Source organism: Roseobacter sp., from assembly GCF_039970775.1.
In the GTDB taxonomy this organism is placed as follows: domain Bacteria; phylum Pseudomonadota; class Alphaproteobacteria; order Rhodobacterales; family Rhodobacteraceae; genus Roseobacter.
The window spans coordinates 159,748-186,090 of record NZ_JBDVLG010000051.1 but is presented as its reverse complement, the minus strand read 5'-3'; the positions used below and the strand labels follow the sequence as shown (position 1 = coordinate 186,090).

At 59.7% G+C, this 26,343-nt stretch carries 22 protein-coding genes; 11 read left to right on the top strand and 11 right to left on the bottom strand.

The window, feature by feature from the left end; translation table 11 throughout:
* Window positions 1–12: 12 nt before the first annotated feature.
* The 4 genes from ileS to ABJH13_RS13760 form a co-directional block, all read right to left on the bottom strand.
* On the bottom strand, window positions 13–2,937 hold the full coding sequence (ileS, locus tag ABJH13_RS13775) for an isoleucine--tRNA ligase (protein ID WP_348406791.1): 2,925 nt from the start codon (window positions 2,935–2,937) through the stop codon (window positions 13–15).
* A 225-nt stretch (window positions 2,938–3,162) separates the two neighbouring features.
* Entirely contained in the window at window positions 3,163–4,161 is a 999-nt protein-coding gene (locus ABJH13_RS13770; protein WP_348406790.1) for a TIGR01620 family protein, read from the bottom strand.
* The gene (locus ABJH13_RS13765; RefSeq protein ID WP_348406789.1) at window positions 4,161–4,607 is read right to left on the bottom strand and encodes a GNAT family N-acetyltransferase; all 447 of its coding nucleotides are present in this window, start codon (window positions 4,605–4,607) and stop codon (window positions 4,161–4,163) included. The genes ABJH13_RS13770 and ABJH13_RS13765 overlap by 1 nt, the downstream gene beginning before the upstream one ends.
* Window positions 4,604–6,019 (bottom strand): YcjX family protein, encoded by a 1,416-nt coding sequence (locus ABJH13_RS13760; protein WP_348406788.1) that lies wholly within the window; start codon window positions 6,017–6,019, stop codon window positions 4,604–4,606. Before ABJH13_RS13760 ends, ABJH13_RS13765 begins: the two co-directional genes overlap by 4 nt.
* 113 nt (window positions 6,020–6,132) lie before the next feature.
* Here ABJH13_RS13760 and truA point away from each other — a divergent pair, with 113 nt between their 5' ends.
* The 3 genes from truA (at window position 6,133) to ABJH13_RS13745 (ending at window position 9,151) form a co-directional block, all read left to right on the top strand.
* Entirely contained in the window at window positions 6,133–6,915 is a 783-nt protein-coding gene (gene truA / locus ABJH13_RS13755) for a tRNA pseudouridine(38-40) synthase TruA (RefSeq protein WP_348406813.1), read from the top strand.
* A 635-nt stretch (window positions 6,916–7,550) separates the two neighbouring features.
* On the top strand, window positions 7,551–8,744 hold the full coding sequence (locus tag ABJH13_RS13750; RefSeq protein WP_348406787.1) for an FAD-binding oxidoreductase: 1,194 nt from the start codon (window positions 7,551–7,553) through the stop codon (window positions 8,742–8,744).
* 170 nt (window positions 8,745–8,914) lie between these two features.
* A complete protein-coding gene (locus ABJH13_RS13745) occupies window positions 8,915–9,151 on the top strand; it encodes a hypothetical protein (protein WP_348406786.1) in 237 nt (78 codons plus the stop codon).
* A 63-nt stretch (window positions 9,152–9,214) separates the two neighbouring features.
* Here ABJH13_RS13745 and ABJH13_RS13740 read toward each other — a convergent pair whose 3' ends face one another.
* On the bottom strand, window positions 9,215–10,576 hold the full coding sequence (locus tag ABJH13_RS13740; protein ID WP_348406785.1) for an MATE family efflux transporter: 1,362 nt from the start codon (window positions 10,574–10,576) through the stop codon (window positions 9,215–9,217).
* Between the two features lie 216 nt (window positions 10,577–10,792).
* Here ABJH13_RS13740 and ABJH13_RS13735 point away from each other — a divergent pair, with 216 nt between their 5' ends.
* The 3 genes from ABJH13_RS13735 (at window position 10,793) to ABJH13_RS13725 (ending at window position 15,228) form a co-directional block, all read left to right on the top strand.
* The gene (locus ABJH13_RS13735; RefSeq protein ID WP_348406784.1) at window positions 10,793–12,076 is read left to right on the top strand and encodes a dienelactone hydrolase; all 1,284 of its coding nucleotides are present in this window, start codon (window positions 10,793–10,795) and stop codon (window positions 12,074–12,076) included.
* Between the two features lie 82 nt (window positions 12,077–12,158).
* Window positions 12,159–14,117, top strand: coding sequence for a DNA topoisomerase IV subunit B (gene parE, locus ABJH13_RS13730; protein ID WP_348406783.1), 1,959 nt, complete (start codon window positions 12,159–12,161; stop codon window positions 14,115–14,117).
* A 433-nt stretch (window positions 14,118–14,550) separates the two neighbouring features.
* On the top strand, window positions 14,551–15,228 hold the full coding sequence (locus tag ABJH13_RS13725; protein ID WP_348406782.1) for a hypothetical protein: 678 nt from the start codon (window positions 14,551–14,553) through the stop codon (window positions 15,226–15,228).
* On the opposite strand, the gene ABJH13_RS13720 is transcribed toward ABJH13_RS13725, so the two are convergent.
* Window positions 15,229–15,627 carry a c-type cytochrome gene (locus ABJH13_RS13720; RefSeq protein ID WP_348406781.1) on the bottom strand — a complete coding sequence of 133 codons (399 nt, stop codon included), beginning with the start codon at window positions 15,625–15,627 and terminating at the stop codon, window positions 15,229–15,231.
* A gap of 119 nt (window positions 15,628–15,746) precedes the next feature.
* Here ABJH13_RS13720 and ABJH13_RS13715 point away from each other — a divergent pair, with 119 nt between their 5' ends.
* Window positions 15,747–16,181 carry a DMT family transporter gene (locus tag ABJH13_RS13715; protein WP_348406780.1) on the top strand — a complete coding sequence of 145 codons (435 nt, stop codon included), beginning with the start codon at window positions 15,747–15,749 and terminating at the stop codon, window positions 16,179–16,181.
* 35 nt (window positions 16,182–16,216) lie between these two features.
* Here ABJH13_RS13715 and ABJH13_RS13710 read toward each other — a convergent pair whose 3' ends face one another.
* The 4 genes from ABJH13_RS13710 to proS form a co-directional block, all read right to left on the bottom strand.
* On the bottom strand, window positions 16,217–16,900 hold the full coding sequence (locus tag ABJH13_RS13710; RefSeq protein WP_348406779.1) for an ABC transporter ATP-binding protein: 684 nt from the start codon (window positions 16,898–16,900) through the stop codon (window positions 16,217–16,219).
* Window positions 16,893–18,179 (bottom strand): lipoprotein-releasing ABC transporter permease subunit, encoded by a 1,287-nt coding sequence (locus ABJH13_RS13705; protein ID WP_348406778.1) that lies wholly within the window; start codon window positions 18,177–18,179, stop codon window positions 16,893–16,895. Before ABJH13_RS13705 ends, ABJH13_RS13710 begins: the two co-directional genes overlap by 8 nt.
* A gap of 52 nt (window positions 18,180–18,231) precedes the next feature.
* Entirely contained in the window at window positions 18,232–18,729 is a 498-nt protein-coding gene (locus ABJH13_RS13700; RefSeq protein ID WP_348406777.1) for a DUF2937 family protein, read from the bottom strand.
* A gap of 74 nt (window positions 18,730–18,803) precedes the next feature.
* A complete protein-coding gene (gene proS, locus ABJH13_RS13695; protein ID WP_348406776.1) occupies window positions 18,804–20,147 on the bottom strand; it encodes a proline--tRNA ligase in 1,344 nt (447 codons plus the stop codon).
* Between the two features lie 202 nt (window positions 20,148–20,349).
* Here proS and ABJH13_RS13690 point away from each other — a divergent pair, with 202 nt between their 5' ends.
* From ABJH13_RS13690 to ABJH13_RS13675, 4 genes are all read left to right on the top strand, one after another.
* Window positions 20,350–21,417: an AI-2E family transporter gene (locus ABJH13_RS13690; protein ID WP_348406775.1), complete on the top strand. Its 1,068-nt coding sequence runs from the start codon at window positions 20,350–20,352 to the stop codon at window positions 21,415–21,417.
* A gap of 1 nt (window position 21,418) precedes the next feature.
* Complete coding sequence (locus tag ABJH13_RS13685) at window positions 21,419–22,093, top strand: chromosomal replication initiator DnaA (RefSeq protein WP_348406812.1); 675 nt, start codon at window positions 21,419–21,421, stop codon at window positions 22,091–22,093.
* Between the two features lie 40 nt (window positions 22,094–22,133).
* Entirely contained in the window at window positions 22,134–24,308 is a 2,175-nt protein-coding gene (locus ABJH13_RS13680) for an RNA degradosome polyphosphate kinase (protein ID WP_348406774.1), read from the top strand.
* A gap of 112 nt (window positions 24,309–24,420) precedes the next feature.
* Entirely contained in the window at window positions 24,421–25,989 is a 1,569-nt protein-coding gene (locus tag ABJH13_RS13675; RefSeq protein WP_348406773.1) for a Ppx/GppA family phosphatase, read from the top strand.
* On the opposite strand, the gene ABJH13_RS13670 is transcribed toward ABJH13_RS13675, so the two are convergent.
* On the bottom strand, window positions 25,986–26,306 hold the full coding sequence (locus ABJH13_RS13670) for a hypothetical protein (protein WP_348406772.1): 321 nt from the start codon (window positions 26,304–26,306) through the stop codon (window positions 25,986–25,988). The two genes, ABJH13_RS13675 and ABJH13_RS13670, sit on opposite strands and share 4 nt — an antisense overlap.
* Window positions 26,307–26,343: the final 37 nt, after the last annotated feature.

Sequence of the window (26,343 nt, the reverse complement as noted above, 5' to 3'; positions counted from 1 at the left end):
TTGTAACGGTCTTTAGCTGATCGCTTGGTCGCACCGCCCGCAGACGCCCGCATGGGTGTGTTGGCCCACATCCGGCAAGACTTTCCAGCAGCGCGCGCATTTCTGACCTTCGGCTTTGGCAAAAACCACAGCCACGCCCGGTGCGTCAGGCAACACAAATGCCGCCTCCGAGGCCGCGGCACCCGTCACCGTGATCTGCGACGTGATGCAGATGTCTTCAAAGGGCAAGGTTTCCAAGGCATTGCGCAGGGTCTCATCTGCGACATGCACAACCGGTGCTGCCTCTAGCGACGCACCGATGACCTTGTTGGTGCGCTCCACTTCAAGCGCGGCGGTGACCACACGCCGTGCCGCCCGCACCGACGCCCATTTTTCGGCCAAATCCGGTGCCAACCACGCCGCCGGCGTCTCGGGGAAGTCGCGCAAATGCACCGAGCTGTCCTGTTCGGGGAACCGCTCCAGCCAGACCTCTTCCATGGTGAACACCAAGATCGGCGCCAGCCATGTGGTCAACCGGTGGAACAAGATATCCAGCACGGTGCGCGCCGCGCGGCGTTCCGCCGTGTCACCATCACAATACAACGCATCTTTGCGGATATCGAAGTAAAATGCTGATAGATCCAGCGTGGCGAATGTGAACACCGCCTGAAATACCCCTTGGAAATCGAACCGCGCATAGCCGTCGCGCACTTGGATATCCAGTTCTGCCAAGCGGTGCAGCACCCAACGTTCCAGTTCGGGCATATCTGCGGGCTCGACCCGGTCGGCATCGGTGAAATCATTCAGCGACCCCAGCATATAGCGCATGGTATTGCGCAGCCGGCGGTAGCTGTCGGCCACACCTTTCAGGATCTCATCCCCGATCCGCTGATCGGCAGTGTAGTCGGTTTGAGCCACCCAAAGGCGCAGAATATCGGCGCCGTACTGCTGCACGATTTTCTCAGGGACAATGGTGTTGCCGATGGATTTGGACATCTTCATGCCCTTGGCATCCAACGTAAACCCATGGGTCACGACATTCCGATACGGCGCGTGACCAGTGGTGCCCACCGATTGCAGCAAGGACGAATGGAACCACCCTCGGTGCTGGTCGGTGCCTTCCATATAAACGTCGGCGATCCCGTCGGCGGTGCCGTCTTCGCGGTCGCGTAGCGTAAACGCATGGGTTGATCCACTGTCGAACCACACGTCCAGAATATCGACCACCTGATCATAGTCATCAGGGTTCACGAGGCCACCCAAGAACCGTTCCTTGGCGCCGTCTTCGTACCACGCATCCGCGCCTTCGGTCTCAAACGCCTCGGCGATGCGCGCGTTTACATCTGCGTTGCGCAGCAAGAAATCAGGGTCCGTGGGCAGCACGCCTTTGCGCGTGAAACATGTCAGCGGCACACCCCAAGCGCGCTGACGGCTCAGGACCCAGTCGGGCCGCGCCTGCATCATCGAATACAGCCGGTTGCGCCCGGACTTGGGCGTCCAGTTGACGTTGTCGATCTCGGTCAGGGCGCGTTCGCGGATGGTCGTGCCGTGCGTATCCAGCCCGTCGCCCACCGTTTGGTCGATCGCGGCGAACCACTGTGGCGTGTTGCGGTAGATCACCGGTGCCTTGGACCGCCACGAATGCGGATAGCTGTGCTTGATCTTGCCACGTGCCAACAGCCCACCAACCTCGGCCAGTTTGGTGATGACGGCGGCGTTAGCATCGCCTTCCTTGCCCTTGCGGTTAAGGATGTATTTGCCCCCAAAGAACGGCAGATCCGCCCGGAACATGCCTTCGTCGGTGACGTTATAGGTGATCATCTGCTGCAACATGCCCAGATCACGATACAGCTCATATTCCTCCAGCCCGTGGGACGGGGCGCAATGCACAAAGCCGGTGCCTTCGGTGTCCGTCACGAACTCAGCGGCGCGGAAATCACGGATATCATCCCATTCGCCGTCTGATCCTTCAGACCCTGCGAGGGGATGGGCCAGTTTGATCTTGGCCAAATCTTCGTTGCTCACGTCACAGAGGCGGCGGTACATCCCATCTTCCAGGCGCGCGCGTCCAAGCACATCCGCCGCCAGATTGTCAGCGAGGATATAGCGATCGCCAATATTGACCCAACATTCCTCCGGGCGTCCGGTGATTTCATACAGCCCGTAAGAGATGTTCTCGCCGTAGACGACCGCCTTGTTCGACGGCATCGTCCAGGGTGTCGTTGTCCAGATAACGACTTGCGCGCTGTCCAGCGTCGCATCGCCCGTGCCTACAACCTTGAATTTCACCCAGATCGTAAAGCTGTCCTTGTCGTGGTATTCCACCTCGGCCTCGGCCAATGCGGTCTGTTCAATCGGTGACCACATCACCGGTTTGGAGCCCTGATAGAGCGTGCCGTTCATCAGGAACTTCATGAATTCTTCGGCAATCACACGTTCCGCGTGGAAATCCATCGTCAGATACGGGTTGGCCCAATTGCCGGTGATGCCCAGACGCTTGAATTCTTCGCGCTGCACGTCGACCCACCCGGCGGCAAACTGGCGGCATTCAGCGCGGAATTCGTTGATCGGCACCTCGTCTTTGTTGCGGCCCTTCTTGCGATATTGCTCTTCGATCTTCCATTCGATGGGCAAACCGTGGCAGTCCCAACCCGGCACATAGCGCGCGTCAAACCCCATCATCTGATGGCTGCGCACGATCATATCCTTGATCGTCTTGTTTAGCGCATGCCCAATGTGCAAATGCCCGTTGGCATAGGGCGGCCCGTCATGCAGCACGAAAGGCGTGCGTCCGGTTTGGGCACGCAGCTGGTCATAAACGCCCATCTTGGCCCAGCGGTCCAGCCACGCGGGCTCGCGTTTGGGCAGGCCTGCGCGCATCGGGAAATCCGTTTTGGGTAGGTTCAACGTTGATTTATAGTCGGGTTTTTCAGCGGTGGTGGGGGTCTCGGCGCACATCGCGGGCGTCCTTCACATGTCTGGCAAAATAGGGGAAGCGGTCGGTGCGAGCGGCTCAAACACCTTGGCCCGGCGTCTCATCAGATCAGAGCGCCGGGGATATAATTCGAATAATAACGGCACGCAAATGGTCCATATGCGCCTTATAAGCAGACCCGCAGGCGCGAACAAGTCCCAAGCGCGATGCGCCAACTGGGGCCGCGCAGAGGCGAAAACCGGCACGCGTTAGCCCCCCGATGACCCAAAGATGCCGCCAAGGCTGCTTTTGATGACGCCGCGCACCTTTGGCTTTCTTCCCATGGCATATGGCAGCGGTCGGCAGACCTCCATCGCGGCCACACCAACCCGTGCGGTCAACGCGCCATTGACCAGCCCCTCGCCAAACCGCCGCGACAGTTTGCCCAGGATCGACCCACCCAATATGGGCTCCAACAGATCGTCGCCCACCGCAACGGCCCCCGTGGCCACCACATGCGCCATCACGGCGCGCGTCAGCCGCCAACCGCCCAGCACCCCAGACCGCCCGCCATAAATTTCAGCGATGCGGCGAATCATCCGCAAATTGGCCATCAACGCCACCGCGACATCCGCCAATGCCAACGGCACAAGCGCCGTTACGGTGGCCACCTGCCGGGCTGCGACCTCGACCTCGCGCTGTGCGGAATGGTCAAGCGGGCCTAAAAGTTCTGCCTCGGCCAGGTCCAAAAGCCCTGCAGCATCCATTTGGTCGCCACGCAATTCGGCCAACCTGTCGCGGCCCCAGCGCGTCTCGTCGCGCCCTTTGTACAAGGTCACCAACCGGTCCGTCACGACCCGCGCGGCAGACAGGTCATCTTCGGCCAAGGCCACACCGGCAGCACGGCGCAGCCCATCCAGCCGCCCCAACCGCCCAAGAGCTACGATTTCGCGCACCCCAATCCCCGCCAGCCCCAACAAAAACGCCGCCAAAAGCCCCGACATCGCCCAGCCCAACACCGGGGATTGCGCCACCAGCGCCGTCAAAAAGCCCCACGCCTTGATGGACACGACCGCCCCCAGCAGCGCCACCCCCAATGACCAAACCCACTGCACCAACCGCGCGGGTTTGCGCGCAGTGATTTGGGCCGCCAGTTGCATCGCCTGACCTTTGGGGGGCGCCACGGTATCTTCGGGAATGGGCGGCGCATCGGCCACCGCAGGTGCGGCAGTGTCGTCGATTTCAATAAGAACCGGACCGCGAACCATCAGCCGCCTTTGGACCATTCAAAGCGGATATCGGGCAGCCCCACATCGTTGTCTTTGCCGTCCGTGCGCGCGGTCTCGATGAAACCGCGCAACCCGTAAAACCGGGTGGCGGTGCCGTTGATCTGATAGCTCCACAACGCCAATGTATCGCTGTCGGCCTTGGCGTCTTCGATCAAGGCCGTGCCGATGCCGCTGTCTTGCATGTCGGGCAAAACATAAAGCGCGTGCACTTCGCCTTCCCAGCGCGCAATAAACCCGACGACTTTGCCGTCACGCTTGGCGACACGCACCCAGCCGGCCTCGATCATGTCGCCCGCATACATGATTTCCTCGGCTGCAGAATGCAGTCGCGGCAACCAAGGCATGGCGTCGTTGGACATAGAAAGTATGTTGCCCACAGCGCCCGCATCCAGAATGCGCGCCGTGGTGATGGTTATTTCGCTCATAACCTATCCCCTAAAAGGAATTGGGCCGCGTTATCAAGCCGGATATGCGGTGGACCGTCGCCCGGACGCAAACTAAGCGGCGAGGGTGCGAAATTCATCACACGATAATCCTGATCCAGCCAGTTTTTCGCCCCATCGCGGGCGGGCTGCAACACATGGCCGGGGTCTTGGGGCAAGGCACCGGGGTAGAACGCGGCCTGTTTGCCGGTGTCCAGCAACCGGCCCCGCACTACATCCAGGTCTTGGCCGTCGTGGGTCATGGTGTCTTCGGTGGTGGCGCGCAGTGACGCAATAGACATCGCCGCCGTCTGCGCCCCGGCAAATTGCGCGCGATCCACCGCGCCGCGCACCAACGCCTCTATGATCGCGGTCAACCGCGCGTGTTGACGGTGGTGCAAGTGGTCGGCCTTGGTGGCGGCGAACAAGATCTTTTCGACGCGTTTGCCCTGAAACAGTTGGGTCAAAAACGCGTTCCGACCGGGGCGGAAGGTCGATAAAATATCGGTCATCGCCCCACGCATGTCTTCCACCGCCTGTGGCCCTTTGTGGATCGCCCCTAAGGCATCGACCAGTACAACCTGTCTGTCGATCCGGGCGAAATGATCGCGAAAAAACGGGCGCACAACGTCGCGTTTATAAGCCTCATAGCGGCGGGCCATCTCGCGTAGCAGCGATTTGCGCGGGCCCACCCCGTCCCCCGGCAAGGGCGCAAATGTCAGCACCGGCGACCCCGCCAGATCACCCGGCAACAAAAACCGCCCCGGCGTGCAGTCATAAAACCCCGCGTCGCGCGCCGTATTTAAATACGCGGTGAACCCAGCTGCCAGCCCCTTGGCAACGGGTTCGTCCAACGCCGCCGTCGGGTCGGTTTGCGCCACAAGCGCGCGAAATGCAGCGGCCTCGGGGCGGTCATGCAGACGCGCTAACACCTGCGCCGACCACGTCGCATAGTCCTTGTCCAGCAGCGCTAGATCCAACAGCCATTCGCCCGGATAATCGACGATATCCAGGTGGATCGTGCGCGGCCCCTGCACCCCCGCCAACATCCCTGCACGCCGCACCCGCAACGACAACCGCAATTCTGAAATGGCGCGCGTGCTGTCGGGCCACACCGGCGTGGGCGCCGTCAGTTGCGACAGGTGATGTTCAAAATCAAACCGGGGCACGGTGTCATCGGGTTGAGGCTGCAGGAACGCGGCCTCTATCCGGCCTTCGGTGGCGGCCATCAGATGCGGCATACGCCCGCGATCCAGCAAATTCGCGATGAGTGACGTAATAAAGACGGTCTTACCGGACCGCGCCAACCCGGTGACGCCAATGCGGATCACCGGTTCAAACAAGGTCTCGTTGACCGTATCCTGTACGGTCTCGATTTGGCGCAACACCGTATCGGCGAGTGATGTCAGTCCCAAAATCGGGCCGTCCCTGCTGTTCGTGTTGGTCCCTACATATGCGTTGGAACCCGCAGGCACCAGAGGCCCGAAAGCCATTTGACGCCCACCGCGCCGCAGGCTACGCCCAGACCATGCCACGTTATGCTTTAAAAGTCGAATATCACGGGGCCCCGTTTGCGGGCTGGCAACGCCAAAAAGATCAGGCGACAGTGCAAGGTGCGATTGAAACCGCCCTCGCCCGGCTGGAACCGCGCGACCATACGATCGCCGCCGCCGGGCGCACCGATGCGGGCGTGCATGGGTTGGGCCAGGTGGCCCATTGCGATATGACCGCCGAGTGGGACCCGTTTCGCCTGTCTGAGGCGTTGAACTATCACCTCAAACCCAATCCGGTGGCGATTGTCGCCTGCGACGCCGTGCCCCAAGACTGGCACGCGCGGTTTTCGGCCCAGCAACGGCAATATCTGTTTCGGATATTGGTGCGCCGCGCCCCTGCGACCCATCAAGACGGGCTGGTGTGGCAGGTGAAAAACCCGCTGGACGTAGACGCAATGCAGGCCGCCGCTGCACATTTGACCGGGCGGCATGATTTTACCACCTTCCGGTCGACCATCTGTCAGGCGGACAGCCCTGTCAAAACGCTCGACCAGTTGGATGTGACGCAGGTCGAAACGACCCACGGTACCGAGATCCACTTTGATGTGCGCGCCCGGTCGTTTCTGCACAACCAAGTGCGCAGTTTTGTCGGCACGTTAGAACGCGTGGGCGCGGGCTCATGGACACCGGCTGATGTTGCCAAGGCACGGGATGCGCGGGCGCGGGCGGCTTGCGGCCCGGTGTGCCCGCCGCAAGGGCTGTATTTGGCGCGGGTCTGTTATCCTAACGATCCCTTTGCGGCACAGCCCGTGGTTTGACGCTGCCGGGCACGGTATGCGCGGCAAGTGAAATAGTTGATTTAGTACAATCGCCGCATCCGCAGACCCGCGCGCGCGCCCTTGGGGAAACACCCCCACGTCGGTCTGCTGTGGAGCACCCAGAGTGCGGTTTTAATAGGGTATCCGACCAATTTATCCGAGCAGCGCCTGTAGTATTCCAACTTTTTGGTCATGCCTTAAGGCATAATTTGGGCGTTACTTTTCAATTTCGAACATTTGCGGCCAACCCCCACCACTCAGGGCGATATTGCCCCCGCCGCGAGACCGCCGCGGTGAATCAGGCCGCAGACCTAACCCACCGGGCACTCGTTACCTTGGTTCCCCAAGCACTCGCTACACCCAACCCGGTTGAATATCGTCAATCGGGTTGGTCAGGGGCTGAACGCAGGCACCCGCCATATGGTTCCGAATGTTCGTCGCACTCACCAGATCCCGGACCCGCCAAAATACGCGCATCTGACCGCAAAACAATGCGGCGTACACGTGGTGTTGGCGCCCCGTAGAAGGCCGATCCGACGTCGATGATACGTTTTATCCGCGCAATCAAACGACAACGCTTGACCTGCCCCGCCACGCCGTGATCCAGATTTTGAAGACCAATGCGGGGGGTGCGGATGACACTTCGATACAACAGTTATGACGTGGTGATCGTGGGCGGCGCGATCTATGGCTCCAGCGTGGCCTGGTGGCTCAGCCAGATGCCGGGGTTTCAGGGGCGGGTTTTGGTTGTGGAGAAAGACCCCAGCTATGAATTTGCGGCAACCAGCCACACCAACAGCTGCATCCGCCAGCAATTTTCCAACAAAATCAACATAGGCGTGTCGCAGTTTGGCGCGGAATTTGTCAAAAATTTCAAACAGTTTATGGGGGGCGATCCGGATGTGCCCGACTTGGTACTGCAAAGCTATGGTTATATGTATCTCGCCGACACGCCCGCGTTCGCCGACACATTACGCCAAAGCCAAGCGGTGCAGGCCGAGCTTGGCGCGCACACCAAATTCATGACCCGCGGCGAAATCGCCGCCGATTACCCGTTCTATCAACTTGATGACATCCTCGGAGCCAACCACAATCTGGTCGACGAAGGGTATTTTGACGGTGGCACGATGTTTGACTGGTTCAAACGCATGGCCCGCAAAAATGGCGCCGAATACGTCACCGATGAGGTCACGGGCCTGACCCGTACGGGCGCCAAAATCACGGGTGTGACGCTGAAATCGGGCGCGACCATTGCCTGCGGCACGCTGGTCAACGCCGCCGGGACGCGGGGGCGTCAGGTCGCGCAGATGGCCGGGCTCGACCTGCCGATAGAACCGCGCCGCCGCTATACCTACATCTTTGACGCAGCGCATCCGTTGGACCGTGACCTGCCGCTAACGATTGACCCGTCGGGGGTGCATGTGCGCACCGACGGGCGTTATTATCTGGCGGGCGGCGCCCCTGATGACGATCCAGCCGTCGCCTTGGATGATTTCGCCGCCGATCACAGCCTGTGGGAAGATAAATTCTGGCCCATCATCGCCACCCGCATTCCGCAGTTTGAGAAGATCAAGCTGATCAACATGTGGGTCGGCCACTACGATTATAATACACTGGATCAAAACGCCATTGTCGGCCCGCACCCAGAGATCAGTAATTTTATGTTCTTAAACGGATTTTCCGGCCATGGATTGCAACAATCGCCGGCCTTGGGGCGGGGCATCGCCGAATATATCGCATACGGGCACTACCGCAGCCTTGACCTGTCACCCTTTGCGGCGGACAGAGTTTTGCGGGGCGAAAAATTCCTCGAAAGAGCCGTTATTTAACGGCGAAACAGAACGATAATACCTCTCGGTTTTGGTAGGCGCACGTGGCCACCGGGCGGGTCAAACACCCAGATTTAACGCACCCAGCGGTTAAACTCAGACGCGGCCACAGATGGCCTGCCCCGTTTGGTGCGCGGGCCCCGAAACGGGCGCCGCATCTGCCCAACATTATGGCCCACACACCCGCCTACAGGACCGAGATAGACGACACATCGCAGGCAAACTGGACAGTGGGCCATTACGATCGCCCCGCGCAAAATGTTGATGCGGTGCAGCTAGAGCTTGCGTTTTCCACCTATCTGACAGATGAAGCGAGAACAGGGACCTATAATGCCAAACGGGGCGGCGCATTGCGCGCCCACCTTGGCAAGATGATCACCCTTCTAAAGCGCCCGTTTGATTTATAGAATATAATTCTAGGTCAATGTTCTGTGAGACGATCTTAATCTATCACATGAGCAACAGGCCCGTCACGAGGCGGCTGCGTCTTCCCGATCAAGCCGGCGCAGGACCACGCCCCAAAACCGCGCCGACAGCAGCACGCTCGCGACCCCCAACCCGACAACAAGGCCCATCCAAATACCGGCCCCGCCCAGATCCCATACGAACCCAAACAAGTACGAACACGGGAGCCCCACGCCCCAATAGCTAAGCGCGGCGCAGATCATGGGCACCCGTGTATCTTGCACCCCGCGCAGCAACCCCAACGCGATCACCTGCGCCCCGTCGACCAGCTGAAACAGAGCCGCCAGCGCGACCAACACGCCGCCGATTGCCATGATCTCGGCGCGTTGCGGGTCGTCGGGCTGTATAAACAACGAAATCAGCGTCTCGGACAGGGTCACAAACAGCACAATCGTCACAAGCGCGATCACCACAGACAGCAAGGTCACGACCAGCGCGCCTTTTCTCATGTGCGGGGGATCTTGTCGACCATAGGCGTTGCCCGCCCGGATCGTCGCCGCGTTACTTAGCCCCAAATGCATCATAAACGTGACCGCCGACAGTTGCAGCGCAATACCATGCGCCGCCAATGGCACCGCCCCCAACCAACCCATCATCATGGCCGACCCTGCAAAGAGCCCCACTTCGCTGAGGTTGGTCAGGCCAATCGGCCAACCCAACCGAAACACCTGCCCTAACATCTGCCAATCGGGGCGCCAAAGCCGTTGGAACAGCGCATGGTGTGGCAAGGCACTGCGGGCGTAGACGCAGATGCCAATCAAGGCCACTGTATGGGTCACCACAGACGCCAAAGCGGCCCCGGTGATGCCCAGTTCGGGCGCGCCCCAATTGCCAAAGATGAACGCGTAATTCATGAAGCCATTCACCACTGCGCTCAGCACGGTGATCCACAAGACAACCTGCGTGCGTTCCAACGCGGCGAGATATGATTTGATCACCATCACCAACAACGCAGGCACGATTCCGAAGCCCGCGATGCGCAGATAGGTGCCCGCGTCCCGCGCCAAGTCATCCCCCTGCCCCAGCGCGCGCAAGATATCATCTGACCAGACCATCACCGGCAACGCCAACATCGCGAACCCTAGGCTCAGCCACAGCCCCATGCGCGCGGCGCGGCGCAATCCGACCTCATCGCCCTCTGCCTCGAGCGACGCAACCATAGGCATGACCGCCCAAGCGAACCCCGACCCGAAAATAAAGAACACGAAAAAGAAGGTGGACCCCAACGTCACCGCCGCCAGCGCCTCGACGCCGTACCACCCCAACATCACCGTATCCGTGATACCAATAGCGATCTGCGCCAGGTGCCCGCCGACCAACGGCAGCCCCAAACCCAAAATGGCCCGGCCATGTTCCGGGTATGTCATAAACTTGCGCATAAATCCCGCATACGCCTCTCGTCGCTCCGGTGAAAGCAATATCGGCGGCGCCCGCCAAAATTGCACCCCATGCATGGCCCATCCCTTTGGTTTGGTCAGAAAAACCTGCGAAATTTGCAGAATGCCGTTCCAAGTTCTTGATTTATGGTAAGAACCTGTCACTTTACCTATGCGGGTATTACGCACGCGGCGAGGAGCAATAAGATGACGACCAAACGACCGCTCGCGGCGGTTGCGGCTTTGGCTGCGATGCCCGCTCTGGCAAATTCTATTGATCTGGTCCGGCCTGATGCCCCGGAACTGGCCGCCTATGGCCCGCAACCCATCGGTGTCAGGACTGTCAATCTGGTGCATCCGGGGCAAATCGATATCATCGCGATCGAAGGCGATGACCAGCCGATCTATGATCGCCCACTGACCTTAGAAATCTGGTACCCCGCAGCAGATGGCACCCCGCAAGGCGGCAGCTACAACGCCACCCTGCGCGACGGCGAAACCCAAGTGACCCTGACCGGCCGTGCCGCCCGTGACGCAGACCCCGCAGTTGGCGCGCAATACCCGCTGATCGTGATCAGCCACGGGTATCCGGGCAATCGGTTTTTGATGTCGCATTTGGGTGAAAACCTTGCCTCCAAGGGGTTCGTGACCGTGTCGATTGACCACACCGACAGCACATATTCTGATCAGGCGGCCTTTGGGTCCACGCTGTATCACCGCCCCATTGATCAACGGTTCGTGGTCGACCAAATGGCAGCAATGGAAGGCCCGTTGGGCGCGATCATCGACACCAGCACTGTGGGCGTTATCGGCTATTCCATGGGCGGCTACGGCGCTCTGATTTTTGGCGGCGCGGGGGTCACACAGGCCGCAACTGAATTGAACTGGGGCACGCCAAACGGGTTGCTGGGACGCCACCTGGCCGGGTCAGACAGCCACGAAGCCTTGGTCGATCCGCGCATCAAGGCCATCATTGCCATCGGCCCATGGGGGCGTAACGCGGGGTTTTGGGACACAAACGGCATGGCCGGATTGCGGGTGCCAACCTTGTTGATGGCGGGCGGCGCCGACGACGTATCGATTTACGCCGCCATTCGCACGTTGTTTGAAGAGGCATCCGGCACCGAGCGGCATTTACTAACATTCGATCATGCAAACCACAACGCCGCCGCCCCGATCCCTGCGCCAATGGAGGCTTGGCACCCCGTAGAGGAGCTCGATTTTGTCCCGTTTGAGCATTATTCAGACCCCGTCTGGGACACCACGCGCATGAATAACATCGCCCAGCATTTTGCGACCGCCTTCTTTGATTTGCACCTTAAAAACGACGGCGACAAACGCGCGTACCTTGATCTTATCCCCAATGCGAACGATGGAATCATCGCCCTGGACGAGACCGAAACCCCAACCGAAGATCACAGCCAATGGGTGGGTTTTGCGCCACGCACCGCCAAGGGATTGCGATTTGAAACCCTGTTGAAGGGCGAATAACGGCAATTCCCCAACCCGCTCTTTCCCCGTCCCCGTGGCTCTGGCATAAACGACACCAACCATAAGAATGAGGTCCGAGCCCATGCCCAACGATCTTCTGTCAAACACCGACGCCCCCGTCTACGACGCCTCATCCATCGAAGTTCTCGAAGGGTTGGAACCCGTGCGGAAACGGCCGGGCATGTATATCGGCGGCACCGATGAACGCGCCCTGCACCATCTGGTGGCAGAAGTGCTGGATAACTCGATGGACGAAGCCGTCGCAGGCCACGCCAATCGCATCGAAGTCGAATTGCACGACGACTATTCCGTCACCATCCGCGACAACGGGCGCGGCATTCCCATCGACCCGCACCCCAAATTCCCCGATAAATCCGCGCTTGAGGTGATCTTGTGTACGCTGCACGCAGGCGGCAAGTTTTCGGGCAAAGCCTATGAAACCTCAGGCGGGTTGCACGGCGTTGGCGCATCGGTGGTCAACGCACTCAGCGACAGCATGGTGGTGCAGGTCGCGCGCAACAAAGAGCTGTTTGAACAACGGTTTTCGCGCGGTTTGCCCCAAGGCCCGGTTGAAAAAATCGGCGCGGCGCCCAACCGGCGCGGCACCACCGTCACGTTCCACGCGGACCCCGAGATTTTTGGCGCACACCGGTTCAAACCTGCACGGCTGTTCGCATCGATCCGGTCCAAGGCCTATCTTTTTTCGGGCGTTGAGATCCGCTGGAAATCCGCCATATCGGATGGTGATACCCCGCAAGAGGCCACGTTCCACTTTCCCGGTGGCCTGTCAGATTACCTGCGCGAAACATTGGGCAAGGCGACGACCTACGCCGAAAAACCTTTTGCTGGCACCGTCGATTTTCGCGAAAAATTCGGTGAGGCCGGCAAGGTCGAATGGGCCATCAACTGGACCCCATCGCGCGACGGCTACATCCAATCTTATTGCAACACCGTGCCAACCCCCGAAGGCGGCACCCATGTGGCAGGTTTTTGGGCCGCAATATTGAAGGGTATCAAAGCCTACGGCGAATTGGCCAACAACCGTAAAGCCGCACAAATCACCCGCGATGATCTGACATCGGGGGGCTGCGCGTTGGTGTCGTGTTTCATCGCGGACCCGGCTTTTGTCGGCCAAACCAAAGACAGGTTATCCACCGAAACCGCGCAAAAAATGACCGAAGGCGCGGTGCGCGACCATTTCGACAACTGGCTTGCGGCGGATACGAAATCTGCAGGCGCGATTCTTGATTTTCTGGTGCTGCGCGCCGAAGAACGCCTGCGCCGCCGTCAGGAAAAGGAAACCGCGCGCAAATCGGCTACCAAAAAGCTGCGTCTGCCGGGTAAATTGACCGACTGCACATCCAAAGACCGGGCGGGCACGGAGTTGTTCATCGTGGAGGGCGATTCTGCGGGGGGCTCTGGCAAGGGCGCGCGTGATCGCAAAACTCAAGCGCTGTTGCCGCTTAAGGGTAAGATCCTCAATGTTTTGGGGGCTGCGTCATCGAAATTGGGCAGCAACGCCGAAATCTCGGATCTGTGCGAGGCGTTGGGCTGTGGCATGGGCACCAAATTCAACATCGACGATCTGCGGTACGAAAAAATCATCATCATGACCGACGCCGACGTGGATGGCGCGCACATCGCCGCCCTGCTGATGACGTTTTTCTTTACGCAAATGCGCCCGTTGATCGATGCAGGGCATCTGTATCTGGCCTGCCCACCGCTGTTCCGCCTGACCCAAGGCGCCAAACGGGTCTATTGTCTGGACGAGCCCGAAAAGGACGTTTGGCTTGAGAAGGGTTTGGGCGGAAAAGGCAAAATCGACGTCTCGCGGTTTAAGGGCTTGGGGGAAATGGACGCCAAAGACCTTAAGGAAACCACTATGGACCCAACCACCCGCAAGCTTATCCGTGTGTCGATTGACGAAGACATGCCCGGCGAAACCGGTGATTTGGTCGAACGTCTGATGGGGAAAAAACCGGAATTGCGGTATCAATACATCCAAGAAAACGCGAAGTTTGTAGAAGAGTTGGACGTATAGCGCCGGCTATTGCAACTGCGGCCTCTGTTTAGGCCGGGGTGATCCGGGCCCGGACGGGGCCCCAATGAGGCCCCGCATATTTCACGGGTGTATCGCGGCTACACCACCAGGGTATGTACGGATTGATACACAACCCAAACACCCATCAAAGAGACATAAGCGAGAACGGTCGGAATAATAACTTTGGCCATTTTGGCGTTCCTTTCCTGGCACCCTAATCCGGGTGCGGTGCGTGCCGCAGAGACCTTCTATCCCTGCGATCTACATCCAAGATGGGTGCGACATCTTGACACAAAAACCCCTATCGCTGTCACGTCTCATCACCCTGACGGGATCGTCTTGTAACATTGCAAACTGGCTCCTTTGGGTGCAAATTATTTGCAAACACGACATGGGGGCTTGATTAAAAGCTAGTTTGAGGCCCTGCTAAGGTATGCGATTTGCTCTTGTCCTGCTCCTAGCCCTCACGGCCTGTGGGCGCCCCCTCACCCCAACCGAAGCCGCCTTTGCACGCGCGATCCACGGCGACACTCTTGATGTGACCCGTGTTCGTTTGGTGGATGGTGCGCCAACACGCGCGGTTACCTTTCAACGCGCGCCGCGCCCGCGCACCACCTGCCGCGAACGGATTATACCACCACAAACGAATGAAGTTGTAACATCCAAGCCCGCAGCCGTCGCAGTGTGGAACCATGTGCTATTCGACAAAGACTGGTATCTCGACGACTACCTGCCAGAGTATCCTGACCAAATCGGGCTGGTGGCCGCGATGCTCTTTGCCCATGAAATGGTGCACGTCTGGCAATGGCAAAACCGGCGCGACACCGGCTATTCGCCTTTGCGTGCGGCCTTTGAACACCGAGGCGCGCGCGATCCGTATCTGTTTGATCTGAATGCAGAACCACAGTTCAACGATTTTGGATACGAACAACAGGGCGCAATCATGGAAGAGTTCGTGTGTTGCCGTGCCCTTGATCCGACGGCCCCACGCACAGCCCGCCTACATGCTTTGATATCGCAAGCCATGCCAGTTTCTCAACTGCCTGCGTCGCGGCCATATGCGGTTGGCCTGCCGTGGGACGGCGTCGTCCTCGACGGGATTTGCAGCTGATTATTGGGCCTGTATTTGATCCAAATACACCAATAATGCCGCCATGGGGGGCGTTGTCCTCAGCCGGTCACCATCGAATCGCACTCTTTGGGTTTCGTCGCTTTGCAAATCGGCCATGCCGGCCAAGCGCGGCACCCGGTGCCCATCAACCGCGTAGCTCTCAAGAGAAATTGATATCGCGCGGGCCGGAAACACGCCCCCGTTCTGCACCGCCAGTTGGGTCAAATCAGGGGGCGTTTTGCTTAGACCTTCGACACCTGCACCACCGCCGCCGCGCCCATCAGCGCCATGGCACACTGCACAATTATCGGCAAAAAGCGCCGCACCTGTTTTGGGTTGGTCCCGCCCGCATGCCGAAACCACGGTCAGTGTTACTATCATCATCGCCAATAGACGCATTACCGTGCACTCCTGCGTGCGTGATTCCATGGGCCAGGCCGGACGATCGGCCTTGCTGAACCCGCGCCACACCGCCATGATCGCAGCGGGCGCATTGGCAGCCTAGAGGAAATTAATGAATGGCACCTTACGCGTTGATCATGTTGTTGGCTGGCATCGGCGTGCCGGTCCTGGCAGCCTTAAATTCGGCCCTTGGCGTTCGGATCGGGTCCCCTGCGGCGGCGGCAACGGTGCTGTTTGCGGTCGCGCTTGCGGCATCTGCCGCGGTGATGATAGCGACTGGGCCGCAAGCGGCGGCAAAGATCGCGCAGGCCCCGCGATACCAACTATTGGCGGGCTTTCTGGTCGCTTATTACGTCTTATCAATCACCTTCGTCGCGCCTCACTTTGGTGTCGGAAATGCGGTGTTTTTTGTGTTGTTGGGGCAATTGATCAGCACCGCGCTGATTGACCACTTTGGGCTGTTTGGGGCGCGCGTAACACCAATAGACGGCACCCGCGCCTTGGGCATTGCGTTCATGGCGGCCGGTGTGTTGATCACCCAAAAGGGTTAAACCCGCCGTAACCGGGCCGTTTGCGCCCCCCCCTATTAAACCCCCAAAAGCTGCCCCGCTTCGAGCCGCACCTGCCGGTCCATCCGCGCAGCCAACGCCATATTATGGGTGGCAATCACCGCCGACATCCCCGTGCCACGCACTAATTCCATCAACGCGTCAAACACCTGATCCGATGATCCCGGGTCCAAATTCCCGGTGGGTTCATCCGCCAGCAACAGTTTTGGCGCGTTTGCCAACGCCCGACAAAAGGCCACCCGCTGTTGTTCGCCCCCGGACAACGCAGCGGGGCGGTGACCCGCACGTGGCGCGATGCCGACGCGGGCCAACAAGCTGTGCGCACGGTCCTGTGCCGCCGCACGCGGGGTGCCATTGGCCAGTTGCGGCAACACGATGTTTTCCAATGCGGTAAATTCAGGTAAAAGGTGGTGAAATTGATACACAAACCCGACGTCCGCCCGGCGCGCCGCTGTCCGCCTATTATCGGACAAATCGGTCATGTCTTGGCCAGCCATCACAACCTGCCCACGGTCTGCGACATCAAGCAGGCCCGCGATATGCAGCAGCGTCGATTTGCCCGCGCCAGACGGCGCCACCAATGCAACCACCTCGCCGCGCTGCACCTCCAAATCAATGCTGCGCAACACAGTGACTTCACCCGGTGCGCCACGGTTATAGGATTTTTCAATCCCGTTCAGGGATAGGACCGGCTCATTCATACCGCAACGCCTCGACGGGGTTCATACGCGCGGCGCGGCGCGCGGGGAAAATCGTCACCACGAATGACAAACCAAGCGATAAGGACACCGCCGAAAGCACGTCTCGCAGGTGCAATTCCGCCGGCAACGCGTATATCCCACGGATCGCCGGATCCCAGACGCCACCGCCCATCGCCACATTCACAAACGAAAAGATCGGGTTAATATAGAGCGCAAAGAGCGACCCAAGGATCACGCCAAACAGCGTCCCCAGAATGCCCGTAAACGCGCCACAGATGAAAAACACCCGCATGATGGATCCTTGGCTCAGGCCCATGGTGCGCAAAATACCGATGTCCCGCCCCTTATTTTTCACCAACATGATCAGGCCAGACACGATGTTCATCGCCGCGATCAACACTAAAATTGATAGGATCACAAACATCACATTGTCTTCGACTTCAAGCGCGCGTAAGAACCCACCAGACGCATCGCGCCATGTCCAGATCTGGAACGTGCCGCCTGACGCCACGAACAGTTGCGAGGTGACTGCATCTATGCGTTCTGGGTGTTCAACCATCACTTCAACTTCGTCGGCCAAGCTCTCGCGGTTAAAGAATATCTGCGCATCCTCAAACGGCAGGTACGCGCGCGTCCGGTCGATGTCATAGCGGCCTGCGGTAAAGATATATGTGACCTCGTAGGCATTGACGCGCGGGGACGTGCCAAAGGCCGTTTTGACGCCATCAGGCGAAATCAGCCGCACCGTGTCGCCCAAGCCAACACCCAATTCACGCGCGACGCCCGACCCCAATGCGATCCCATTGACGAAGTTGGCGATGTCACCACGCGCGGTGGTTGGGTCTGCGATCCGCGGTAGTGTGTTAAGATCCTCGGGCGCGATCCCGTAGATCTCGACCCCCGCATTGCGCCCTTGATTGGCGGCCATGACCTGCCCCTTGATCAGCGGGGCTGCGCGGGTCACACCGGGGACCGCCGCGAGGCGCGCGGCCAGCGCGTCATAATCGCCAATCGTCCGGTCGACCTGGCCCGAGGCGCTGACCTGTCCCAGTGAATAGACCGTCGCATGGGCATTGGCGCCTAGAATCGTATCAACAAATTCGGCCCGAAACCCCGACCGCACCGCCAATGTCGCAATCAACGCGAACACCGCCAGCGTGATGCCGATAAGGCTGATCCACGTCATCGTGCTGACGCCGCCTTCGGCCCGGCGCGCGCGCAGATATCGCCACGCGATCATCCATTCAAAGGGTGCAAAAGGAGGTGTCGAAGCGGCCATAAAAATCCCTGATCCGTGTGTGCGCGCAACCTGAGGCTTTGACCGCAGGGGGTCAAGCGGGCAATGCGCGGCGTCGCAACGGCCAGCGCAAGACCGCAAAGATCGCGCCACAGCCCAACGCCCCCGCCACGAACCCAACGCCCGCAAATATCGCCGCCGCAAGCGACAACGGCACCGCAGGTTGAAACACCTGCCACGCCCGGCCCGCCACCTGCGTATCGGTCAAATGGGCGACGTGGTAGGCGCGCATGAACGGCCCCTGCCCCTGCAACACCGCCAGATCTGCCTGCAACTGCGCGTGGCGGTCGAACGTCACGATCATATCGGCCCGGCGGCGCAGGGCGAAATCACTGCCACGCATCTGCGCCAAGGCCTGCGCCCGGTCCAGCCCTTCGGCCTGTGCTGACGCGTCAAAATCAGACACGACCTGCCCCAGCGCATCAACCGCACCGCCAAGGCGTTGCAGATATTGTTGTGAAAACGCAGGGAATTGCGCCGCCCCAAAGGCCCCCATCAGCCCCGCGGCCAAGGTGATCGCGCGAAGGATCATGCTGTGTGCTCCTGCTCGCCCCCCAGCGGCGCAGGATCTAGCCTAGCACACCGCAGTCAACGCGCAATGGCGCATCAGCGGGCAATCGCACCGTAAATTTCAGCGATCTTGGCGATGGCCTGTTCTGGCGGCATCTCTTCGCTGTCGCCAGTGCGGCGGCTGGTCACTTCGACCACACCGTTTTTCAACCCGCGTGGGCCGACCGTGATCCGCCATGGCAACCCGATCAGATCCATCGTGGCGAACTTGCCGCCTGCGCGTTCTTTGCGGTCGTCGTAAAGCGGCTCCAACCCCAAGGCTTGCAACCCAGCATAGAGGCTTTCGCAGGCAGCATCAGCGGCCTCGTCGCCCTGTTTTAGGTTTACGATACCGCAGTGAAACGGCGTGACGCCTTCGGGCCAAATGATGCCCTTGTCGTCGTGGCTGGCCTCGATGATCGCGCCGACAAGGCGGCTGACGCCGATGCCGTGGCTGCCCATATGCACAGGTGTCGGTTTGCCGTCTGGGCCCTGCACTGTGGCGCCCATCGCCTCGGAATATTTGGTGCCGAAATAAAAGATCTGGCCCACTTCGATGCCGCGCGCGGTGCGCTGGCGGTCGGCTGGCACCTGCGCGAACACATCCGCATCATGCGTTTCATCAGTGCGGGCGTATTTTGTGGTGAATTCTTCCATGATCGCGGCGCATTGGTCGACGCTATCATAGTCGATGTCGCGGTCCCCAAAGCTCAGGTCTGTGACGGCGCTATCGTAAAACACCTCGGATTCGCCGGTTTCGGCCAGTACCAAGAATTCATGCGTGTCGTCGCCACCAATGGGGCCACTGTCTGCGCGCATCGGGATCGCTTGTAGCCCCATGCGTTCGTAGGTGCGCAGATAGCTGACCAAATGGCGGTTGTAGGCGTGCAGCGCGTCTTCTTTGGTCAGGTCGAAATTATACCCGTCCTTCATGAAAAATTCGCGACCCCGCATGACGCCAAACCGGGGGCGCATCTCGTCGCGGAATTTCCATTGGATGTGGTACAACGTCATGGGCAGGTCTTTGTAGCTGCCCACATGGCTGCGGAAAATATCGGTGATCATTTCCTCGTTGGTGGGACCGTACAGCATATCACGGTCCTGCCGGTCGCGCAGACGCAACATTTCAGGGCCGTAGGCGTCATAACGCCCGCTTTCGCGCCAAAGATCCGCCGATTGCAGCGTAGGCATCAACATTGCGACGTGCCCAGCGCGCGCCTGTTCTTCATGCACGATGTTTTCGAGCTTGCGCAGCACCTTGAACCCCAGCGGCAACCACGAATAGATGCCCGCGGCGTTCTGTTTGATCATCCCCGCGCGCAACATCAGACGGTGGCTGACGATCTGCGCCTCGGCAGGGTTTTCGCGCAACACGGGCAGAAAATAACGGGTCAGGCGCATGGGGTGTCCTCTCAAGTCACAGGTTGGCCCTGATTAGGGCAAACACCCCAGCCCCGCAATCGTGAAACGGGCCATTGCGGGATGGATGTGACCGGGTGCTTGCGTCCGCCGGGCGAGTTGGCCGATACTACCCCGAATGACATCTTGAATGACATGGCGGCATGCGCGATGTCACGTGAAACCCACCAGACCGGAGCACAGCATGGCCCTGCCTGTCCAAAAACAACTTACCTACTGGGGGATCACCGCAGTGGTCTTTTGCGTGGTCCTGTGGTCGCTTGGGCATGTGCTGATGCCGTTTATCTTGGGCGGTGCGATTGCGTATTTTCTGGACCCCGTCGCGGACCGGCTGGAACGGATGGGGTTTAGCCGCATCGCCGCGACCGGGTTGATCACCATTGTGGGGCTGCTGATCTTTGTGCTGATGGCGCTGCTGGTGATCCCGACCCTGACCAGTCAGGCGTTGCAATTGTTCAACGTCGCCCCTGATTATGCCAAAAGCATCATCGCCTTTCTGACAGATCGCTTCCCCTCATTGCTGGACGAAAGCTCTACGTTGCGGCAATCGATCAGCACGTTGGGCGAAACAATCCAAAGCCGTGGCGCAGAACTGCTGAACACCGCGCTTGGGTCGGTCGCATCGCTGCTGAATGTGGTTGTGTTGATGGTCATCGTGCCCGTGGTGGCGGTGTATCTGCTGCTTGACTGGGATAGAATGGTTGCGCGCATCGATGAATTGCTGCCGCGTGATCATGCCGGCACAATCCGCGAGCTGGCGCGCGATATCGACGCGACGCTGGCCTCGTTCATTCGCGGCATGGGCACGGTGTGCCTGTTTTTGGGCGCGTATTACGCCATCGCGTTGATGATCGTCGGGCTGCAATTTGGGCTTGTGGTCGGGTTCATCGCTGGGTTGGTGACGTTTATTCCCTATCTGGGCGCGCTCATTGGGGGGGTGCTGGCCATCGGGCTGGCGTTGTTCCAGTTTTGGGGCGACTGGGTATCTATTGGGTTGGTCGCGGGGATCTTTGCGGTGGGTCAAGTCGTCGAAGGCAACATCCTGACGCCCAAGCTTGTCGGCGGGTCGGTGGGGTTGCACCCTGTGTGGCTTATTCTGGCGTTGTCGGTCTTTGGCGCGGCATTTGGGTTTGTCGGTATGCTGGTCGCTGTGCCCATGGCTGCGGCCATTGGGGTGATCACGCGCTTTGCTGTGGGGCAATACAAGATATCGCTGCTTTATCGTGGGTATTCGGGCCGTTCCGATGACTAGCATCCCCGAACAACTGGGCCTTGCCCTGCCCAGCGTACCCGCACTGGGGCGTGCCGATTTTCTGGTGGCCCCCTCCAATGCCGTCGCCACCGCGATGGTCGAAGGGCCTGCGGCTGACAAACTAGTGCTGACAGGCCCGTCTGGCGCCGGAAAAACCCACCTTGCGCATGTCTGGGCCACACGGTTGAATGCGACCATCATAGATGCCAATAGCCTGATAGAAAACGATATTCCGAAACTGGCGCGGGGCCCCGTGGCCATTGAGGACGTGCCGCAAATCGCCACCGACCCAGATGCACAAACGGCGCTGTTTCACCTGCACAATCTGGTACTGGCCGAAGGGCATCGGCTGCTGTTCACCGGGCGTGGCGTCGTGCGTGACTGGGGCATCACCCTGCCCGATCTGGCCAGCCGCATCGCCGCCGCCCCCGCCGCCGCGTTGGATCTGCCAGATGACACCCTGTTGGCGGCGGTGCTGGCCAAGCTGTTTGCAGACCGCCAAGTCACCCCAAAACCTGACCTGATCCCGTATTTGATCGCCCGTATGGACCGGTCATTTGCCGCGGCCCAAGAAATGGTCGACAGGCTGGACGCCGCATCATTGGCGCAAAAGCGCCCCGTATCGCGCCCCCTTGCAGGCAGGCTGCTGGACAAAGAACCACCGCGCGCGCGATAACTGTCACAAATCCCTTACCCGTGACGTGCAGAAAGCCTTCATGACCCAAGCCGATTTCCTCGCCGCTGACTTCCCCACCGCCACTGACATGCCCGATGTCGACATCAACGGGCCCGAACGGTTTTTCAACCGCGAGCTAAGCTGGCTGGCGTTCAACTGGCGCGTGGTGCAAGAGGCCGAAAACCCCCGCGTGCCCTTGCTAGAACGGCTGCGGTTTCTATCGATATCAGCTGCCAACCTCGATGAATTTTACACCGTGCGGGTGGCTGGCCTGCGCGAACTGGCCCATGCGGGCAACACCACCCCCGCCGCCGACGGGCTGACCCCCGCCGAACAGTTGCGCCTGATCGACGAAAACGCGCGCCTGTTGATGGACACCCAACAGCGCGTGTTGGTGGAATTGCTCGGGCAGATGGAAACCGCGAATATTTCATTGTTGCGGTGCGATGATCTGACCAAAGCAGACCGCGCATACCTCAAGGATGTCTTTCTAACGCAGGTGTTTGCGGTCTTGTCGCCCCTGGCCATCGACCCCGCGCACCCGTTTCCGTTTATTCCCAACACCGGCTATGCGTTGGCGCTGCAATTGGAACGGCTGTCGGACAAACGCAGCCTGCAGGCGTTGCTGCCGATCCCCGCCCAGATCGACCGGTTTGTGGCCTTGCCCGCAGACGATGGCCACCACAGGTTTTTGCCGCTCGAAGAGCTATTGGTGCTGAATATTTCGGGTCTGTTTCCGGGGTATAAGCTCAAGGCGCATTTCGAATTTCGGGTTTTGCGCGACAGCGATCTAGAGGTCGAAGAAGAAGCAGAAGACCTGGTGCGCGAATTTGAAGTGGCGCTCAAACGCCGTCGCCGGGGCGAGGTTGTGCGCCTCACCCATTCTGCGGGCGCGCCCAAAGAGTTAAAATCCGTGATCATGGAAGAGCTTGGCGTCAGCCAAGAAAGCGTGATTGAAATCAACGGGATGATTGGTGCCGCGGACCTCAAAGAACTGGTGTTAGACACCCGCCCCGATCTGTTATGGCCGATGTTCACGCCCCGCGTCCCCGAACGGGTGATGGATCACGAAGGCAATATTATGGCCGCGATCCGCACCAAGGATATGTTGCTGCACCACCCCTACGAGACCTTCGACATGGTGGTGCGGTTCTTGCAGCAGGCCGCGCGTGACCCAAAGGTCGTGGCGATCAAACAGACGCTGTACCGCACGTCGCGCGACAGCCCCATCGTAGAGGCGCTGTGCGAGGCCGCAGAAGACGGCAAATCGGTGACCGCGCTGGTAGAACTCAAGGCCCGCTTTGACGAGGCCGCCAACATCCGCCAATCGCGGCGGCTGGAACGGGCGGGCGCGCATGTCGTCTACGGGTTTCTAGATCTCAAAACCCATGCCAAAATCTCGACCGTGGTGCGGCGCGAGGGCAACCAACTGGTCACCTATACCCATTACGGCACCGGCAACTACCACCCGATTACGGCGCGTATTTACACCGATCTGTCGCTGTTTACCTGCGATCAACGGCTGGGCCGGGATGCGACCAAAGTGTTCAACTACCTGTCTGGATACGCACTGCCTGACACGCTCGATAATCTTGCGATCTCGCCCACCACACTGAAACCGCGCCTGTTGGAACTGATCGCAGCAGAGGCAGATCATGCGCGCGCGGGCAAACAAGCCGTGATTTGGGCCAAGATGAACTCGCTGATCGACAGCGAAGTGATCGACGCGCTGTATGCCGCGTCGCAGGCGGGCGTAAAAATCAGCCTCGTGATCCGCGGCATCTGCGGCTTGCGCCCCGGCATCAAAGGTCTGAGCGAAAATATCCGCGTCAAATCCATTGTTGGGCGGTTTTTGGAACATTCCCGCATCGTGTGTTTTGGCAACGGGGTCGGCCTACCACATAAAAAGGCGCGGGTGTTCATTTCGTCAGCGGACTGGATGGGCCGCAACCTGAACCGCCGTGTTGAAACCTTGGTAGAGATCGAAAACGCCACCGTCAAAGCGCAGATCGTCAGCCAGATCATGGCCGCCAACCTCGCAGATGTGGCGCAAAGCTGGATCATGGGGCCAGACGGCACCTTCGAACGCCCCCCCATCCCCGAAGGCACGTTTGCGTTCAATTGCCACCGGTTTTTCATGGAAAACCCGTCACTGTCGGGGCGCGGGTCGGCGGGGGCTTCAGACGTGCCCAAATTAACCCACACCAAAGACTGACGCCGCGCCAGCCTGTTGCATACAAGGGTCAACGCGGGTTTTGCGCATCGGCAGATGTTGACCCATGCCCCGTTTTTGAACAGGGTGCCCCCACCAAACGCGGGACAACACTATGCCAAAGACCACCCCAGATACCGCGGTGCAGGATAACCACCCTGACGCTGGCCTGTTTGAGCAACCCTTGTTTGAAGACCCCGGCGCGCGGGCGTTGTCGCGGGTGGGGGTGGTTGATGTAGGCTCCAATTCGGTACGGCTGGTGGTGTTTGATGGCGCGGCGCGGTCGCCTGCCTATTTCTACAACGAAAAAATCATGTGTGCCTTGGGGGCGGGCCTATCCAAAAGCGGCGTTCTAAACCCCAAAGGCCGCGTGCGGGCGCTGAGCGCGCTGCGCCGGTTCCAGCATTTGGCACAAGGCATGGGGTTGCCAACGTTAACGGTGGTGGCCACTGCCGCCGTGCGCGACGCCAGCGATGGGCCTGCGTTCTGCGACGACGTGCTGCGCGAAACGGGGCTGCGCATCTGGGTCATCGACGGCGAAGAAGAAGCCCGGCTTTCGGCCCAAGGTGTGTTGTTGGGCTGGCCCGGCGCATATGGGTTGGTGTGCGACATCGGCGGATCATCGATGGAACTGGCCGAGATCTCCGACGGGCGTGTGGGTCGGCGGGTGACATCGTCAATGGGGCCGCTGAAACTGCAAGAGGTCAAGGGCGGCAAAAAAGCCCGCAAAACACTAATCAAAGAGACCATGTTGCAGCTGCAAGAAACCATGGGACCACAACCAGACCGCCTGTTTTTGGTGGGCGGGTCGTGGCGTGCCATCGCGCGGATTGACATGCATCGCAGGGGCTACCCCCTGCATGTGCTACACGAATACCGGATGACAGCACGCCACGTCACCGCCACCGCGCGCTATATCCAAGAGGCAGATCTGGACGTTTTGCGCACCGCCTGCGGGATATCCTCTGCCCGGATGAGCCTGGTCCCACTGGCCGCCGAAGTCCTGAGCCGGTTGGTAAAAACCTTCCGGCCCAAGGATATCGCCGTATCCAGCTACGGGATCCGCGAGGGGATGCTGTATGAACAAATGCCGCAACGCCTGCGCGACCGTGATCCGTTGATCGAATCGTGCCGTTTTGCCGAAGCCAAAGACGCGCGTATGCCCGGTTTTGGCAAAGTGCTCTATGCGTTCATCCACCCCATCTTTCGGTCGGCTGCCCCCGCGCAGCGACGGCTGATCAAGGCCGCGTGCCTGTTGCATGATGTCAGCTGGCGCGCCCACCCCGACTACCGGGCCGAGACCTGTTTTGACAATGCGACCCGCGCCAATCTGGGCGGGCTCAAACATTCAGAACGGGTGTTTCTTGGGTTGGCCTTGCTGCACCGATATTCCAACAAACGCGAAAGCACCCGGTTCGAAGATCTCTACGGCCTGATCGACGAGAAAATGCAAAAAGAGGCCGAGATCCTGGGCAAAGCCATGCGATTTGGGGCGATGTTGTGGATGACCCAAGACGCCGAACGCGGCGCACTGCGTTGGTTTCCAAAGAAAAAAGAGCTGCACCTGCGGTTGACCCCCGACATGATCCCCCTGTTTGGAGAGGTCGCAGAAGCGCGCCTGCTGTCACTGGCCAATTCACTAGGGGCCGAGGTGCAGATCAAAAAGATGCGCAAAACACCCTAAAGTTCGATCTGCGGCGGCGCGTCAGGTTGGTCTTGTGCGGGTTCGGGTTTGCGGCGGATGATGATATCGCCATTGGGCAAAATCTCAGGCGCCTCATAGACGGACCAATCCTGCACCTCATGCATCAGATCCGCCAGCGCCGGGCCCATCTGTTCTATGAACCCGCGCATGCTGTCAAAGGCGGGTTCCATGTCTAGCAACAACCCCTCTAGGAACTGCTGCACGCCCCGTTCCATCACTGACGGCGGCGCGTCTTCTGCGGCCACCGGCCCCAGCATCAAAACCCCCGCCGTGAACATACCCATTACGCGTTTCATGTGGCGACTATAGACGTTTGCGCCCGATTCTTCGAGA